Raw genomic sequence first — 16,150 nt, forward strand, 5'->3', positions numbered from 1 at the left:
GCGTGGCGAGCCCCTACGCGACGGCCTCGGCGGCCGGCGCGACGCTGCGGCCGCGATCGGCGGCGCGCGCGTCGTCGAGGATCATGTCGGACGCCTTCTCGGCGACCATCACGATCGGCACGTTGGTATTGCCCGATACGAGGGTCGGCATGATCGAGCAGTCGACCACGCGCAGCCCGCGCGTGCCGTACACGCGCAGCCGCTCGTCGACGACCGCGAGCGGATCGCTCGCGACGCCCATTTTCGCCGTACCGGACGGATGAAAGATCGTCTGCCCGTATTCCCGGCAGAACTCGAGCAGCTCGTCGTCCGTCTGCGCGTCCGCGCCCGGCCGCACCTCGCGCTTCATCAGCGGCGCCATCGGCTCGGTGGCCGCGACGCGTCGCGCGAAGCGCACGCCGGCCACCGTCGTGCGGCGGTCGCGCTCGGTGTCGAGATAGTTCGGCTGGATCGACGGCGCGTCGCGCGCATCGTCGGTGCGGATTCGCACGGTGCCGCGCGATTCGGGCCGCAGCTGGCAGATCGAATACGTGCAGCCGGGAAACGGATGCACGCTGCCGCCCGCCGAATCCGCCGACAGCGTCGAGAAATGGAACTGGATGTCGGGCGTCGCCGATTCGTCCGGCAGCGCACGGCAGAACATCCCGCCCTGGTTGATGCCGATCGCGAGCGGGCCGCCGCGGAACAGCGCCCATTGCAGCCCCATCTTCGCGCGGCCGACCCACGAATGCAGTTCGTCGTTGGTCGTGATCGGCTTCGTCACTTCATAGATCAGACGAATCTGCAGATGATCCTGCAGGTTCTCGCCGACGCCCGCCCGATCGGCGACGACCGGAATCCCGTGCCGCCCCAGCAGCGCGGCCGGCCCGACGCCCGACACCTGCAGCAGTTGCGGCGACTGCAGCGCGCCGGCCGCGAGGATCACCTCGCGCAGCGCACGCACGTCGTGAACCTTGCCGTGCTGCACGTACCGCACGCCGGACGCCTGCGTGCCGTCGAACAGCACCTTCAGCGCCTGCGCATCGGTTTCGACATGCAGGTTCGGCCGCCCGCGCGCGGGTTTCAGGTAGGCCACCGCCGTCGAGCAGCGCAGCCCGTTGCGCGTGGTGAGCTGGTAGTAGCCCACGCCCTCCTGGTCGCCCGTGTTGAAATCGTCGACGGTGCGCACGCCGAGCCGGTTCGACGCGGCGACGAACGCATCGACGAGTTCGTGCCGCTGCCGGATCGCGGAAGCCCACAACGGGCCGCCGGTGCCGCGCGTCGGCCCTTCGCCGAGCGTGTTGTGTTCGAGCTTGCGGAAATACGGCAGGCATTCGCGCCAGCTCCAGCCGCGATTGCCGAGCGCGGCCCAGTGATCGTAGTCCTGCTGCTGCCCGCGCACGTAGATCAGCCCGTTGATCGAGCTGCAGCCGCCGAGCGTGCGGCCGCGCGGCCAGTACAGGCGGCGGTTGTGCATGTTCGGATCGGGATCGGTGTGGAAGCCCCAGTTGTACACGGGGTGGAACATCGTCTTGCCGTAGCCGATCGGCACGTGGATCCACATATAGCTGTCGGCGGGGCCGGCTTCCAGCAGGCACACCGTATGGCGGCCGCCGTCGGACAGCCGGTTGGCGAGGACGCAACCGGCCGATCCCGCGCCGACCACGACATAGTCGAAGCTGCGTGTCATTCCGTGTCTCCGTTCCGGGGTTTTGAAAAAATCCGGTATGTTTCGTCCAAATTTATTGAGCGCACGGAGCACGTACAAGCCGATTTATTGTCCACGCGGCGAATGTGGTACAAAAACCGTTCAATTCGTTTCATTTCCATCGCACACACACCATCCCGGGACGCACGCCGATCCCGACGGAGGAGACACATGCGCGAACCTGCCCCCGCGCTGCCCGATGGCGCGCCCGCCGACGACGCGCGCGTGCTGCGCGCCCTCGCCGTGCTCGAAGCGCTCGCGTCGGCCGGCCAGCCGTACACGCTGTCGCAGCTCGCCGCGCGGCTGCATATCCCGAAGGCGACGCTGCTGCGGCTGATCGAGTCGCTGGAGGCGCGCGGCTACGTGATCCACATGCCCGACTCGCGCGGCCACGACCGCGGCATCGCGCTCGGCCCGCGCGCCGCGCAGTTCGCGCTCGCGGCGCTGTCGAACAACACCTTCACGCGCGGCTGCCGCTCGGTGCTGCGCGCGCTCGTCGACGTGCTCGGCGAAACCTGCAACCTCACCGCGCTCGACGGCGACACGGTGCTGTACGTCGAACGTGTCGAGACGACCGAGCCGCTGCGGCTCGAGATGCGGCCCGGCATGCGCGTGCCGCTGCACTGCACGGCGAGCGGCAAGCTGTTCCTGTCGCAGATGAATGCGCTGGAGCGCAACGCGATGCTCGCGCGGCTCACGCTGAAGAAGATGACCTACCGGACGCTGACCGATGCGCAACTGCTCGCGGCCGAGCTCGACCGGCTCGCCGCGCGCGGCGTCGGCATCGACAACGAGGAATTCGTGCGCGGGATGGTGGCCGTCGCGGTGCCGGTGAAGGATGCCGCGAGCGGCCGCGTGCTCGCGGCGCTCGCCGTGCATGCGCCGACCGCGCGCGCGACGCTCAACGATCTGCTGGAGAACGTGCCGAAAATGCGCGACGCGGCGACGCGGCTCGCCCCGCTGCTGCAGGCGGCCGATGGCGCACCGGCGGGTTGAAGCGGCTGTGCGTGGTCACTCGGTCACTCGGTCACTCGGTCACTCGGTCACGCGGTCACGCGGTCAAGCGGTCAAGCGGTCAAGCGGTCAAGCGTTCAAGCGTTCAAGCGAGGTGATAACGCAGCCAGAAGGTTTCGCGGCACGCGTTGTCGAACGTCATCCGCGTCGGGCCGATCGGCTGCGCATCGGGATGGCGAAGCACGTCGTAGTCGATCCAGCACTCGGCGCACAGCAGGTCCGACGGCGCGCGATCCTGCTCGACCGAGCGGCGCACGATCGCGCCGTTGTCGAAGCGGTATTCGGTTTCGTCGCGGGTGACCTCGACGTCGTCGTCGGTCCAGCGGTCGTGCGACGTGACATGCGACACGATCGACACCGGGCCCGCGAGCCCGTGGATCGCGGCGACGTAGGAAATGAGCTTGTCCATGGCGAGGCGGCGAACGGAGGGATGGCCGCCTCGCGCAACATGGATGGCACGAGGCGGCCCGAGCGGCGAGTATAGCCGCGCATCGATGACCTTGCCGCCCGTGGGGTTTCGCGCGCTACGCCTCCAGCGCGAGCAACGCGAACGTCGCGAGCCAGTGCTCGCCCATGTAGTCGCCGGCCACGTGCGCGAGCGCGCTCGCGAGGTGCCGGCCGGCCGCATCGAGCAGCTTCGCGCGCCGCGCGTCGCCTTCCGGCAGCGCGCCGGCGAGCGCGCGCTGGCACCACGCGCGGCTCAGGTTCAGCCCGTCGAGGTGGGCGATCTTGCCGTCGCTGCGATCGCTGACCGTCGCCGGCTCGAACAGCGTCGCCGGCTCGCCGCGCGCGAGATCGGGCAGGAAGCGCGCGAACCAGCCGTCGAATTCGGCGGCCGGCAGCACGCGCCGCATCAGCTCGGCCTCCATCAGCGCCGGCGACAGGAATTCGTCGCCCGACGGCTCCCACGCCTGGCACGCGACGTCGTTCAGGTGCCAGCGCTTCGCGGTATCGACGATCAGCGCCGCGAGCCCGTCGCGCTGCGTGTCGCGCGCGAAGTCGAGCGTGAGCGCCAGCGCGAACGCGGTGTTGAAGTGCGTGCCGACGCGCAGCGGATAGGTCGCTTTCGGCAGGAAGGTCTCGAAGCGCGACACGAACAGGTCGGTGAGCGGTGCCATCGTCTTCGCCCAGCGCGCGGCCTGCGGCAGCGCGCCTCTCAGCGCGAGCCGCTCGAGCTGCGCGGCGAGCGCGAGCAGCCACGCCCAGCCGTAGGGCCGCTCGAAGCCGCTGTTGTGCGGCAGCGCGAGGTACGCCCGCTCACCGGCGACGTTCGCATCGGTGAAGTGCGCATCGACGATCGCGACGATGCGTTCGGCCTCCGGCAATGCCGGGTAGCGTTCGAGCACGCGCAGCACGAGCCAGTAGCCGTGCACGCACGAGTGCCAGTCGTAGCTGCCGTAGAAGATCGGGTGCAGCGCGCGCGGCCCTTGCACGTCTTGCGGGCCGGCGAGCGAATGCGTGAGCTTGTTCGGATATTCGCGGGTCAGGTGCGCGAGCGCGAGCGACGCGAACTTCGACGCGAGTTCGGGGGTGAGTCGGTCGGTCATGAGGATCTCGTCCATCGAGTCAGAAGCGGAATACGAACGCATACATCAGCAACGTGTTCACGGCGAGCAGCAGCACGGCGGTCGGCCACTGCGCCTTGATCACGCCGTTCTTGTCCTTCAGTTCGAGCAGCGCCGCCGGCACGATGTTGAAGTTCGCGGCCATCGGCGTCATCAGCGTACCGCAGAAGCCGCTTAGCATCCCGATCGCGCCGACGATCGCCGGGTTGCCGTGGAACTGGTGGACGATCAGCGGCAGGCCGATGCCGGCCGTCATCACGGGGAACGCGGCGAAGCCGTTGCCCATGATCATCGTGAACAGCGCCATGCCGACCGTGTAGGCCGCGACCACCGCGAACGGCGAATCGATCGGCACCCACTCCTTCACGAGCCCCGACACCACCCCGCCGACACCCGCGACCGCGAACAACGCGCCGAGCGCCGCGAGCATCTGCGGCAGGATCGCGGCCCAGCCGACCGCATCCATCGTATGGCGTGCCTCCCTCACCGCATGCACCGGCGAATCGCGCAGCATCGCGAGCGCGACGGCGAACGCGACGAGCGTGCCGAGCACGAGCGAGATCAGCGTCACGCTCTTCTGGTCGACGAACGGCACGCCCTTCAGCGCGAACGTCCCGATCAGCGTGACGACCGGAATCAGCAGCGCGGGCAGGAACAGCCGGTTGCCGAAACGCTGCGCGAGCGTCTCGCGGCGCACGGCCGCGGCTTCCCCGGCTTCGTCGGACTTGCCGCGCCCGAGCTTGCCCGAGCCGGCGAGTACCGCGAGCGCGATCGCGAGGCAGCCCGTCACGAAGTGCGGCAGCAGCGCGCCGAACAGGAACGTGACCGCGTAGATCGCCCAGAACGCGAAATTGACGATGCGGCGCGGGTTCGTGCGGTCCGTCAGGTTGAAGCACGCGAACGCGGCGAACATCAGCCCCGCGAGCGTGTACAGCGATTCGAGGCCGATCATCGCGCGCCCTCCCGCCCGACCAGGCCGAAGCCGCGCGTGAGCCGGCGGTCGAGCAGCGCGAGGCGCGTGCAGTGGATCAGCAGCGCGGCGATCGCGGTCGGGATCGCCCACACCGACAGGTGCAGCGGTTCGATGGAAATCCCGTTCTGTTCGAGAAAGCCCTTGATCAGCAGGATCGACTGGATCGCGATGAAGATGTCCTCGCCGAAGAACACGGCGACGTTGTCGACGCCCGACGCATGCGCGCGGATCTGCTGGCGCACCGCTTCGGGCAGCTCGCCGTGCCGGTTGACCGCGGCAGCCTCGGCCATCGGCGCGATCAGCGGACGCACCATCTGCGCATGGCCGCCGAGCGACGTGAGGCCGAGCGCGGCCGTCGCCTGGCGCAGCACGAAGTACAGCATCAGCACGCGGCCGGTGGTGGCCGCCTGCACACGCGAGATCATCCGCTTCGCCTGTTCCTTGAGCCCATTGCGCTCGAGCAGCGCGATCACCGGCAGCGTCAGCCAGATGAGCCCCATGTAGCGGTTTTCGGTGAACGCCTTGCCGAACGCGCTGACGATGTCGACGAGATTCAGCCCGCCCGCCAGCCCCGTCGCGAGCCCCGCGATCGTGACCACCAGCAGCGCATTGAAGCGCAGCGCAAAACCGATCACGACGATCGGCACCCCAATCAGCACCAGCATTGCTCCTCCTTGTATCGGACGCGCGGCGCCTTGGCAACGCGCCGCCTGCCCGGTTTGGACCGGGCTCTGACGGCGCAATCTAGCACGAGACTTTATCGATAAAAAGTCGACAATTTGCTGCTTCGGGTAAACGTTGAAGTGTGCGGACACCGTGCCCGAACCATGTGTCGGCGACGTTTCATCCGAGGAATCGGTGGCTGGCCGGCCGGCGCGGACGCACCGGTCGCGGCACGCGCGTTGCCGCCCCGGAGGGCGGCGTGCGACGGGCCGCCGCGCGTGGCGGAGCCCCGGTGCGCCGACTAAACTGGAAAGCATCGGCAACGGACGGGAGAGCCGCCATGATTGACGTATTCCAGACCATCGGCAGCCGCGCGTTCTCCGCTCATCTGGCGAAGGACGGGATGGTGACGCTGATGGAGCAACGCCATGAGGTCGATCGCGTGACGCTCGCGACCGCGTATGCCGCGCTCGTCGAGGAAGCCGAGCAGGAAGACGACCTGCTCGACGCGACGGTCGAAGGCATGATGCGCGCGCTGATCCAGGGGTACGCGCGCAGCCATTGACGGCGCGGCCGGTTTCCTCCGGCGCCCGTCGAAGCGGAAAACGAGCCTGCGCGGGCGCTACGCGGCCGGTGTGCCGGCGCCCCTGTCGAACCACCGGCCCGCGCGCAGTTGCCGGTAGTCGGCCTGCGTGAAGATCCTCAGCAGGTTCGCGACCGCGCCGTTGCTGGCGCGGTCGAGCGCCGTCATGAAGGCTTCGACTTCGTCGCGGCCGGCAAACAGGATCGTGCTGAAGTAGCGTTCGCGTTCCGCGTCGGACAGGTTCGTCGCGCTCAGCTGGTATGGATGGTGAAGCGCCGCGAACAGGAAGTAGTAGCGCTCGGCGTCGTCGCGCAGCACGCGCACCGCGTCGGGTTCGACCGGGAAATCGCGGTGGAACGACGCATGTCCGCTCTCGATGTAGATCCGGTACAGCAACCGGCCGTCATGCTCGGTGACGATCGGCGCCCACGGGGCGCGGCTGACGAGTACGGTGTCGGGCACGGCCATCCTGAATTCTCCCCGTCTTTTTCTTCGAAGCCGCCACGGTAACATGCCGGCTTCCGCGGCCTGCCGTGCCGAAACCGCGCGGCCATGCACGCACGCGCGGGCCGGCCCGGCTCCGCCGCCCGCCGCAAACACCGCACAGTCATAGAGGAAACGCACTGAATCGGCGCAATGCGCAAATTTTTCGATTGCCGCCGCCCGCGCCGCATGACAGCATTCGGGGCGTCGCCAACCGAAAAGAATGCCGTGCCGTCCGGCCGCCGATGCCGTCCGGCGGCGCCGAACAGGCCCCCTCCTTCCATGAACCCGGCCCACCTCCAGCATCACGAACCGACCGGAGAATTCCGCTTGTGAACATCGGCATCGTCAACGACCTCCCGCTTGCCGTCGAGGCGATGCGCCGCGCGATCGCGCGACGGCCCGAGCACCGCGTGCTGTGGGTCGCGACCGACGGCGCGCAAGCCGTCGAACTATGCGCCACGCAGCCGCCCGACGTCGTGCTGATGGACCTGATCATGCCGAAATTCGACGGGATCGAAGCGACGCGGCGGATCATGCGATCCGAACGACCGTGCGCGATCCTGATCGTGACGAGCTGCATCGGCGCGAATGCGTGGCGCGTGTTCGAGGCGATGGGCGCCGGCGCGCTCGACGCGGTCGATACGCCGCGGCTCGGCGACGGCTCGGCCGGCGACACGACCCGGCTGCTGCTCGCGAAGATCGACCAGATCGGCCGCCTGCTCGACGCGCCCGGCGGCTCGCGCCTCGCCGGCACGCCCCCGCGCACCGGCGGCGGACCGCTGATCGCGATCGGCGCATCGGCCGGCGGCCCCGGCGCGCTCGCGTCGGTCCTCGGCGGCCTGCCGGCCGATTTCAACGCACCGATCGTGATCGTGCAGCACGTCGACCGCGCGTTCGCCGAAGGCATGGCGCAATGGCTCGACGGCCAGACGTCGCTCGCCGTGCGCGTCGCGCGCGAAGGCGACCGCCCGCAGCCGGGCGTCGCGCTGCTCGCCGCGACCGACGACCACCTGCGCATCACGCGCGCCGGCACGCTCGAATACACGCGCGAGCCGGCCGCCACGCCGTATCGCCCGTCGGTCGACGTATTCTTCAACAGCCTGACCGAGCACTGGCCCGGCCGCGTGATCGGCGTGCTGCTCACGGGGATGGGCCGCGACGGCGCGATCGGCCTGAAGGCGCTGCGGATGAAGGGCTACCATACGATCGCGCAGGACGAGGCGACGAGCGCCGTCTACGGCATGCCGAAGGCGGCCGCGACGCTCGGCGCGGCGCGCGCGATCCTGCCGCTCGGACGCATCGCGGGCGAGCTGGCGGCGCTCGCACGGATCTGAAGCCCGATGAACACTTGCAACACCCATGCCTGCCCTCGCAACAACCCGCATCGGCCATGAGCATTGACCCGACTCACCCGCCAGGCGGCCCCTACGTGCCGCCCGCCGACGTGCCGGCGATGGTGCTGCTGGTCGACGACCAGACGATCGTCGCGGAAGCCGTACGGCGCGCGCTCGTCGACGAGGAAGGCATCGATTTCCACTATTGCCCGCGTTCGGACGACGCGATGGCCACCGCGATCGAGACGCGGCCGACCGTGATCCTGCAGGACCTCGTGATGCCCGGCACCGACGGTCTGAGCCTCGTGAAGGCGTACCGGACGAATCCGGCGACGCGCGACGTGCCGATCATCGTGCTGTCGACGCAGGAAGAGCCCGTGATCAAGAGCGCCGCCTTCGCGGCCGGCGCGAACGACTACCTCGTGAAGCTGCCCGACCGCATCGAGCTCGTCGCGCGCGTGCGCTACCACTCGCGCTCGTACATGAACCTGCTGCAGCGCGACGAGGCCTATCGCGCGCTGCGGCAATCGCAGCAGCAGTTGCTCGAAGCCAATCTCGAGCTGCGGCGCCTCACGCATTCGGACGGCCTCACCGGGCTGTCGAACCGGCGCTATCTCGACGAATACCTCGCCGCCGAATGGCGGCGCGGCACGCGCGAGCGCAGCGAGCTGTCGCTGCTGATGATCGACGTCGACAATTTCAAGCTGTACAACGACACGTACGGCCACGTGTCGGGCGACAGCGTGCTCAAGCAGATCGCGTCGACCATCGAGCGCTGTCTCGGCCAGTCGGGGGATCTCGCCGCGCGTTTCGGCGGCGAGGAATTCGCGGTCGTGATGCCGGCCACGTCGCCGGGTGCCGCGCGGCTGCTCGGCGAAAAGATCCGCCTCGCGGTCGAGGCGCTGCGGCTCCAGCATGCGCATTCGTCGACGGGCGACACCGTGACGATCAGCATCGGCGGCGCGACCATCGTGCCGACGCCCGGCCTGCCGACGACCGTGCTGATCGAAGCGGCCGACCGCGCGCTCTATCGCGCGAAGCACGAGGGCAAGAACCGCGTCGAGATCGACGCGACGCCGACACCGCCCGTCCCCGGCGGCTTCGGTGCGCCACGCACCGACTGAACGCCGAACGCCGGCTCGGCACCCCGCTCACGCGGCGCCGAGCCGGCGCGCGTAGTCGCTCGGGTCCAGCGGGCGGCTGAACAGGTAGCCCTGCTGCATGTCGCAGCCGATCTGCTGCAGGAACCACGACTGCGCCTGCGTCTCGACCCCTTCGGCCGTGACCTTCATCCCGAGCGAATGCGCCATCGCGACGACGGCCTGCGTGATCGCCACCGAATCGTGATGATCGGGCACGCCCGACACGAACGAGCGGTCGACCTTCAGGTTGTGCAGCGGAAAGCGCTTCAGGTACGCGAGCGACGAATAGCCGGTGCCGAAATCGTCGACCGAGATGCGCACGTTCATGTCCGTGAGCGCCTCGAGCATCGGCAGCACGGTGTCCGTGTCGTTCATCAGCAGTCCTTCTGTAATCTCGAGCTCGAGCGCGGACGGATCGAGCCGCGTCTGCGCGAGGCAGCGACCGACCGACTCGACGAGGCCTTCGTGGAACTGCCGCGGCGACAGGTTGACGGCCAGCACCAGGTCGGGCGCGATCGTGCGGCGCCATTCGGCCGCCTGCCGGCACGCGGTTTCCAGCACCCACTGGCCGATCGCGACGATCTGCCCCGTATCTTCCGCGACCGGAATGAACTCCGCCGGCGACATCGGCCCGAGCTCGGGGCTCGTCCAGCGCAGCAGCGCCTCGGCGCCGACGGTGCGGCCGCTGCGCGCGTCGACGACGGGCTGATACGCGAGCCGCAGCATGTCCGACGCGAGCGCGCGCCGCAGCGACTGCTCGATCGCGAAGCGGCGCTGCAGCCGCAGGTTGAGCTGCGCGGTGAAGAACGTGAAGTGGTTGCGGCCGCGCTGCTTCGCATCGTACATCGCCGAATCGGCGTTGCGCATCAACGTGACGGCATCGTCGCCGTCGCGCGGCGCGACGCTGATCCCGATCGACACGCCGAGCCAGTATTCGTTGTTCGCGATCGCGAACGGCTTCGCGATCGCGTCGATCACCTCGCGCGCGAGCACCGCGAGCTTGTCGGGATCGTCGCAGTCGTCGACGAGGATCACGAACTCGTCGCCGCCGACGCGCGTGAGCGCATGCTGCCCGCCTCCGCACGCCGCGAGCCGCGCCGCGACGCTGCGCAGCAGCGCGTCGCCCGCGTCGTGGCCGGCCGTGTCGTTGACCTTCTTGAAGCCGACGAGATCGATGAACAGGATCGCGACGCGCGCGGGCCCGCCCGCCGCATCGTGGCCGCCGAACAGCTCGCGCATGCGGTCGCCGAGCCAGCGGCGGTTGTAGAGGCCCGTCAGCGCATCGCGCGTCGCCAGGTAGCGCAGCTGCTGCTGCGCTTCGCGCACGGGGCCGATGTCGTTGAATGAAACGAGCACCGAGTCGGCCTGCGTTTCGCCCGGCCTCACGATCGGCACCGCGTTGCCGCGCACCCAGATGGTGTCGCCGTCCGCCAGGCCGAAACCGACCGTGTAGTCGAGCATCGGCGTGGCCGTTTCGAGCGCGCGCCGGCTCGGCCAGTCGTCGGGCGCGATCGGCGTGCCGTCCTCGCGCAGCTTGCGCAGGATCACCGTCGACAGCCTGCGGCCGACGAGGTCGCCCTTCACGCGCATCATCCGGTTCGCACTCGGGTTGCTCGCGACCACGACGCCATCGCGCGACACGACGAGGATCCCTTCGTTCAGGCTGTTCACCACGAGCCTGTGATGTTCCTCGCTGCGCGCGAGCTGTCGCGCGATCCGGTCCTGGTGCACCGCGAGGCCGACGCTGTTGCCGATGTCGCGCAGCAGTTCGGTTTCCTCGTCGCTCGGCCGGCGCGGCATGCGGTGATAGACGGCGAACGCGCCCAGCACGGCGCCCGCGTCGTCGAGGAACGGCACCGACCAGCACGCGCGCAGGCCCAGCGGCAGCGCAACCGCACGATAGTCGGCCCACAGGGGATCGGTTTCGATATCTTCGACGACGACCATCCGGCGCAGGTACATCGCCGTGCCGCACGAGCCGGCCACCGGCCCGATCGTCGCGCCTTCGATCGCCGCGCTGTACTGTCGGGGCAGCGACGGCGCCGCGCCGACGTGCACGTGCACGCCGTCGATATCGAGCAGCAGGATCGTGCACGACGCACCGTCGCCGAGCAAAGCCTCGGCGCGCCGGCAGACTTCGACGAGCAGCTCCGGCAGCGGTGTGTTGCGCGTGATCAGCCTCAGCACGCTTTGCTCGGACGCGAGCACTTCCGCCGCGAGCCCGAGACTGTAACGAGAACTTTGCGGTTCGGTATTCAAGATGAATCCTGCCGTCTGTCCGATCGGGTCTGATGCGCCCGATTCGTTTTCGATCCTTCGTGCCGTTTTTCGCTCCGGGTATACGCCGATGCCCGGTGCGCCCCGTATTGCACGCGGTGCCAACGCGCGCCGAAATACATTTAACACCAATCCGTGGCAACCCGGGCGTCCATGCGCATCAGGGGTTACACGCGGTCGATGTGGCATGTCCGGCCGGCAGTCAGTCCGCCGGAAGACCTGCGCGCGGCGCGACCGCTCCGGGCAAGGCCGTGCGCCATGCGGGCCGCGTTCGAAAGCCATTCGTCAGATTGCGGCGGCGCCCCGGCTCCGTTCGCGTTCGATCGTCCGCGCGGGGATCCGTGCGCGTGATCGCCTTCGATGCGTTGGTGGCAGCCGCGACCGCCACGCTCCGGGCGCCGCGCCCGGCGCCGATGCATCGGGCATCGGGCCCGCACACGCGCCGGCCAGGCTTGCAGCGCGGCGCCTGTGCAAGCGTCAATCCTTCCGGATGTGTTCGGCCAGGAAATCGATCAGCAGCCGCACGCGCGGCAGCAGCCCGCGCCGCGACGGAAACACCGCGTGCACCAGGCCGCCCTTCGGCGCCCAGCCGGGCAGCACGTCGACCAGCGTGCCGTCGCGCAGATCGTCCTCGACGACCATGCACGGCAGCTGCACGATGCCGACGCCGTGAATCGCCGCATCGCGCAACGCGTGCATGTCGTCCGTGACGAAGCGCGGATGATGGCGCAACTGCGCATGCTCGCCGTTCGGCCCGACCAGCTGCCACACGTGATGCCGCGCCGGCCCCCAGTCGAGACTCGGCGCGCCGGCCAGCGCGGCCGGGTCCGACAGCGGCGCGCGCCCGTCCAGCCAGTGCGGCGCGGCCACCAGCCGCTGCGGGCTGTCGGCGAGCACGCGCATCACGAGATCGCTGTCCTCCAGCGGCGGGAAGCGCACCCGCAGCGCGAGGTCGAACCCTTCGCTCAGCAGGTCGACGCGGCGGTTCGTCGCCTCGAGATGCACCTGCACCTGCGGATGAATCGCCATGAAGCGCGCGACCAGTTCGCTCACGCGATATTCGAGCAGCGCGGTCGGGCAACTGACGCGGACGACGCCGCGCGGCTCCGCGTGCCGGCGCTCGATCACCTCGCGCGCGGCGTCGGCCTCGACCAGCACCGCGAGGCAGCGCTCATGGAATTCGCGTCCGGTTTCCGTGACGGTGAAATGACGCGTCGTACGCTGCAGCAGCCGCACGTCGTACTTCGCTTCCAGCGCGGCGATGCGCCGGCTCAGTGTCGATTTCGGCACGTCCAGCGCGCGCCCGGCCTGCGTGAACCCGCCGTGTTCGACCACCTTCACGAAATAGTAGAGGTCGTTCAGGTCATCCATGATTGTTCCACCCATAGAACACTGACGGCATTTTAAGAGACTGGAACGCCGGTTGTTGCACGCCTAGCATCGTGTTTCAGCGTGGATCGAGCGTGTCGCGGCAGCCGGGAATTTTCTCGACCGGCTTCTTCGCCGGACCCGACGGTTCACTGGACCTGGATTTACCCCCTCACTTCCCGCACCGTCACTGGAGACAACCATGGCAAGCGAACCGGTTCGCGACCCCGCGAACGACCACCTGCTCACCCCGCAGAACGCGGCGTTCATCGTCATCGATTACCAGCCGGTCCAGGTGAACTCCATCGCGTCGATGGATCGCCAGCTGCTGATCAACAACATCGTCGGCGCGTCGAAGGCGGCCGTCGCGTACAACCTGCCGATCGTCCACTCGACCGTGAACGTGAAGACGGGCCTGAACAAGCCGCCGATCCCGCAACTGCGCGCGGCGCTCGAAGGTTATCCGACCTACGACCGCACCAGCATCAACTCGTGGGAGGACATCGAATTCCGCAAGGCCGTCGAAGCGACCGGCCGCAAGAAACTGATCATGACCGCGCTGTGGACCGAAGCGTGCCTGACGTTCCCGGCGCTCGACGCGCTGAAGGCCGGTTATGAGGTGTACGTGGTCGTCGATGCGGTCGGCGGCACGTCGGTCGCCGCGCACGAAGCCGCGCTGCGCCGCATCGAACAGGCCGGCGGCCAGATGATCAGCGTCGCGCAGCTGTTCTGCGAACTGCAGCGCGACTGGGCGCGCAGCGCCACCGTGCCGGCATTCATCAACCTGTTCATCGAAACCGGCGGCACCGCGGGCATCCAGTTCTCTTACGACAAGAGCTGACCGGCACGGCACGCGCGGCGGCCGGCGTGTCCGGCCGTCGGCGCGCGCCGTTGCCCTGCTTCTCCGTTCCGGCGCGGCCGGACTGCATCGCGGCCGGCAGGCCGCGTTTTCGTATCCGTGATTCAATGTCGATGGCTCCGGCGCCGCGCATCGCGCGCGGCACGGCGATGTGTACCCTCATCGATTGACCTTCACAGGATCACCATGACGAACCCTGCCGAAATCAAGGCGCTCGTTTTCGATGTATTCGGAACGATCGTCGACTGGAGAAGCGGCGTCGCACGCGGCGCCGCCGCGTTCCTCGATCGCCACGCACCCGCACTCGACCCGTTCGAATTCGCCGATACGTGGCGGGCCGAATATTCGCCGTCGATGGAAGAAATCCGCAGCGGGCGCCGCCGCTACGTGCGGCTCGACGTCCTGCATCGCGAGAACCTCGTGCGCACGCTCGACCGCTACGGAATCGTCGACGTGCCCGACGCCGACATCGACGCACTCAACCTCGCGTGGCACAGCCTCGACCCGTGGCCCGACGCCGTCGCGGCGCTGCAGCGGCTGAAGCGACGCTACATCATCGCGCCGCTGTCGAACGGCAACATCCGGCTGATGGTCGACGTCGCGAAACGCGCGGGGCTGCCGTGGGATGCGATCCTCGGCGCGGAAGTCGTGCGCGCGTACAAGCCGTCGCCGCAGGTGTACAGCGATACCGTCGAGATTCTCGGTATCGAGCCGGCCGAGCTGTGCCTGGTCGCCGCGCACAACGGCGATCTCGCGGCCGCACGCCGGCAGGGGCTGTCGACCGCGTTCGTGCTGCGGCCGACCGAACACGGGCCCGGCCAGACGACCGACCTGCGAGCCGTTGATCAGTGGGACTTCGACGTCAAGGACCTGAACGAACTCGCGGACCGGCTGGGCTGCCCGGGTTGAAGGCCTCCGGGTCAGGGTGCGCGAGCGTGGCGCTGGCGGCCACGATGCGGGGCCGGTGGAGCGGCGCGTCAAGCAGGACAAACGCGCCGACAGACGACTGGTAGACTCCGCAAACCTTGTCCCATTGCAGCGGCCTGCCCTGATGTCGTCACCCCTGCGTCTTGTCGAAGGCAAACTGACCGCGATGCGCTTTCTCGAGCGCCCCGACCAAGGTGGCGCCGGAAGCCGTCAGGTGCCGCCCGTCGACCCCGAAGCCCGCAAGAAATCGCTCGGCTACTGGTTCACGCACACCCTGGTGCCGATCCTCGCGGCACTCACCGGCAACGGGGCCGCGGCCAATGCCCTGGTGTTTCAGCAAGCCGACGAGGATCTCGTCCTGGCCGAGCTGAACGCCGCGGCCGACAAGGTCGAGCATCCGGCGACGTGGTCGTACGCGAACCTGCGCGAAACCAGGACCTTCGCGTCGGCAAACGCGTTCGTGACCGTGGGGAAGAACGGCAGGATCCTGTTCGCGAAGCTACCGGTGGAAATCGAAATCGGCGGCGAGTCGTACCGCGGGTTCCTCGGCGGGCAGTGCTTCGACGTCGGCGACGACGTGGTTGCCGTGGTCGATCGCCGTGGCCGCCTGTTTGCGCTGTCGTCGCCGGACCGGCGCCGCACGGTCATGGATCACACGTGCAGCGACACGGGGCTGGCCGGCCTGACGCACGACATCTGGCTGGCGTGGAAATGGATGTTCATCGGCATGAACTGCTTTGTCATCCCGATGATGATCCTGCTGCTCTGGACCGGCGACGACGGCTTTTCCGACCTGGGTGCCGACCTGGCCATGCTGCTCGGCGGGCCGGCCGCGATCGGCGTCATGCTCGCGCTGCTCTTGGGCGTGCGGTTGTCGTGGGCCGACTGGCTGCCGGCGTGGCGCACGTCGGGCATCCTGAAGGCGCTGGGCCGCCCGGATCTGTGCACGGTCGATTTCCTGGCTACGCGCACCGAGGCCGAACGCAACGGCCAGGTGCGCGACACGGGAGCCTATCCGATCTTTTGTGTGTGAGGCATAAACTGGCGACCAAGGAGCCACTTTATGCCACGCAAACGCAAGGAAGAAATGACGATTGAACCGGGCAAGGGCTTGAACCTGGACCCGGAATTGATCAAGCAACTGGTGCCCGGGACGCTGGACCGGGCGACGATCAATGAGCAACTGGCCGCGCTCAAGAAGGCGATCTTCGAGCGTGCGCTGGGCGGCGAACTGACCCATCATCTCGGTTACGAGAAGGGTGAAGCCAAGCC

Annotated in this window: 15 protein-coding genes and 1 pseudogene; 8 read left to right on the forward strand and 8 right to left on the reverse strand. The window is 68.6% G+C overall.

The genetic code is table 11. From position 1 onward, the window contains the following. Window positions 1-13 precede the first annotated feature (13 nt). Window positions 14-1,669 (reverse strand): GMC family oxidoreductase, encoded by a 1,656-nt coding sequence (locus tag ABIC51_RS08440; RefSeq protein ID WP_060357631.1) that lies wholly within the window; start codon window positions 1,667-1,669, stop codon window positions 14-16. Between the two features lie 189 nt (window positions 1,670-1,858). Here ABIC51_RS08440 and ABIC51_RS08445 point away from each other — a divergent pair, with 189 nt between their 5' ends. Further along, window positions 1,859-2,683, forward strand: a complete 825-nt coding sequence (locus ABIC51_RS08445) for an IclR family transcriptional regulator (RefSeq protein WP_027791246.1) — start codon at window positions 1,859-1,861, stop codon at window positions 2,681-2,683. A gap of 103 nt (window positions 2,684-2,786) precedes the next feature. On the opposite strand, the gene ABIC51_RS08450 is transcribed toward ABIC51_RS08445, so the two are convergent. From ABIC51_RS08450 to ABIC51_RS08465, 4 genes are all read right to left on the reverse strand, one after another. After that, entirely contained in the window at window positions 2,787-3,110 is a 324-nt protein-coding gene (locus ABIC51_RS08450) for a hypothetical protein (RefSeq protein ID WP_027791245.1), read from the reverse strand. A gap of 115 nt (window positions 3,111-3,225) precedes the next feature. Then, window positions 3,226-4,248 carry a DUF2891 domain-containing protein gene (locus ABIC51_RS08455; protein WP_027791244.1) on the reverse strand — a complete coding sequence of 341 codons (1,023 nt, stop codon included), beginning with the start codon at window positions 4,246-4,248 and terminating at the stop codon, window positions 3,226-3,228. A gap of 19 nt (window positions 4,249-4,267) precedes the next feature. Next, window positions 4,268-5,218: a DUF979 domain-containing protein gene (locus tag ABIC51_RS08460; protein WP_027791243.1), complete on the reverse strand. Its 951-nt coding sequence runs from the start codon at window positions 5,216-5,218 to the stop codon at window positions 4,268-4,270. Continuing rightward, window positions 5,215-5,904, reverse strand: a complete 690-nt coding sequence (locus tag ABIC51_RS08465; protein ID WP_027791242.1) for a DUF969 domain-containing protein — start codon at window positions 5,902-5,904, stop codon at window positions 5,215-5,217. The genes ABIC51_RS08460 and ABIC51_RS08465 overlap by 4 nt, the downstream gene beginning before the upstream one ends. Window positions 5,905-6,242: 338 nt before the next feature. Here ABIC51_RS08465 and ABIC51_RS08470 point away from each other — a divergent pair, with 338 nt between their 5' ends. Beyond that, window positions 6,243-6,467: a hypothetical protein gene (locus ABIC51_RS08470; RefSeq protein ID WP_027791241.1), complete on the forward strand. Its 225-nt coding sequence runs from the start codon at window positions 6,243-6,245 to the stop codon at window positions 6,465-6,467. A 57-nt stretch (window positions 6,468-6,524) separates the two neighbouring features. On the opposite strand, the gene ABIC51_RS08475 is transcribed toward ABIC51_RS08470, so the two are convergent. Further along, complete coding sequence (locus tag ABIC51_RS08475; protein ID WP_175861101.1) at window positions 6,525-6,953, reverse strand: hypothetical protein; 429 nt, start codon at window positions 6,951-6,953, stop codon at window positions 6,525-6,527. Between the two features lie 347 nt (window positions 6,954-7,300). Here ABIC51_RS08475 and ABIC51_RS08480 point away from each other — a divergent pair, with 347 nt between their 5' ends. Beyond that, a complete protein-coding gene (locus ABIC51_RS08480) occupies window positions 7,301-8,305 on the forward strand; it encodes a chemotaxis response regulator protein-glutamate methylesterase (protein ID WP_027791239.1) in 1,005 nt (334 codons plus the stop codon). 56 nt (window positions 8,306-8,361) lie between these two features. Continuing rightward, window positions 8,362-9,429 (forward strand): response regulator, encoded by a 1,068-nt coding sequence (locus ABIC51_RS08485; protein ID WP_175861103.1) that lies wholly within the window; start codon window positions 8,362-8,364, stop codon window positions 9,427-9,429. 27 nt (window positions 9,430-9,456) lie between these two features. On the opposite strand, the gene ABIC51_RS08490 is transcribed toward ABIC51_RS08485, so the two are convergent. Then, a complete protein-coding gene (locus tag ABIC51_RS08490) occupies window positions 9,457-11,706 on the reverse strand; it encodes a putative bifunctional diguanylate cyclase/phosphodiesterase (protein WP_027791237.1) in 2,250 nt (749 codons plus the stop codon). 495 nt (window positions 11,707-12,201) lie between these two features. Beyond that, on the reverse strand, window positions 12,202-13,095 hold the full coding sequence (locus ABIC51_RS08495) for a LysR substrate-binding domain-containing protein (RefSeq protein ID WP_175853753.1): 894 nt from the start codon (window positions 13,093-13,095) through the stop codon (window positions 12,202-12,204). Window positions 13,096-13,294: 199 nt separating this feature from the next. Between ABIC51_RS08495 and ABIC51_RS08500 the strand changes: the two genes are divergently transcribed. From ABIC51_RS08500 to ABIC51_RS08515, 4 genes and pseudogenes are all read left to right on the forward strand, one after another. Then, entirely contained in the window at window positions 13,295-13,933 is a 639-nt protein-coding gene (locus ABIC51_RS08500; protein WP_146252662.1) for a hydrolase, read from the forward strand. A gap of 204 nt (window positions 13,934-14,137) precedes the next feature. Beyond that, complete coding sequence (locus tag ABIC51_RS08505; protein WP_027791234.1) at window positions 14,138-14,860, forward strand: haloacid dehalogenase type II; 723 nt, start codon at window positions 14,138-14,140, stop codon at window positions 14,858-14,860. A gap of 55 nt (window positions 14,861-14,915) precedes the next feature. Continuing rightward, window positions 14,916-15,911 carry a hypothetical protein gene (locus tag ABIC51_RS08510; RefSeq protein WP_226128922.1) on the forward strand — a complete coding sequence of 332 codons (996 nt, stop codon included), beginning with the start codon at window positions 14,916-14,918 and terminating at the stop codon, window positions 15,909-15,911. Window positions 15,912-15,941: 30 nt separating this feature from the next. Beyond that, window positions 15,942-16,150: pseudogene (locus ABIC51_RS08515) on the forward strand (IS256 family transposase); the annotation flags it as partial.

Origin of the sequence: Burkholderia sp. 572, assembly GCF_040545135.1 — a bacterium.
GTDB classification, from domain to species: domain Bacteria; phylum Pseudomonadota; class Gammaproteobacteria; order Burkholderiales; family Burkholderiaceae; genus Burkholderia; species Burkholderia cepacia.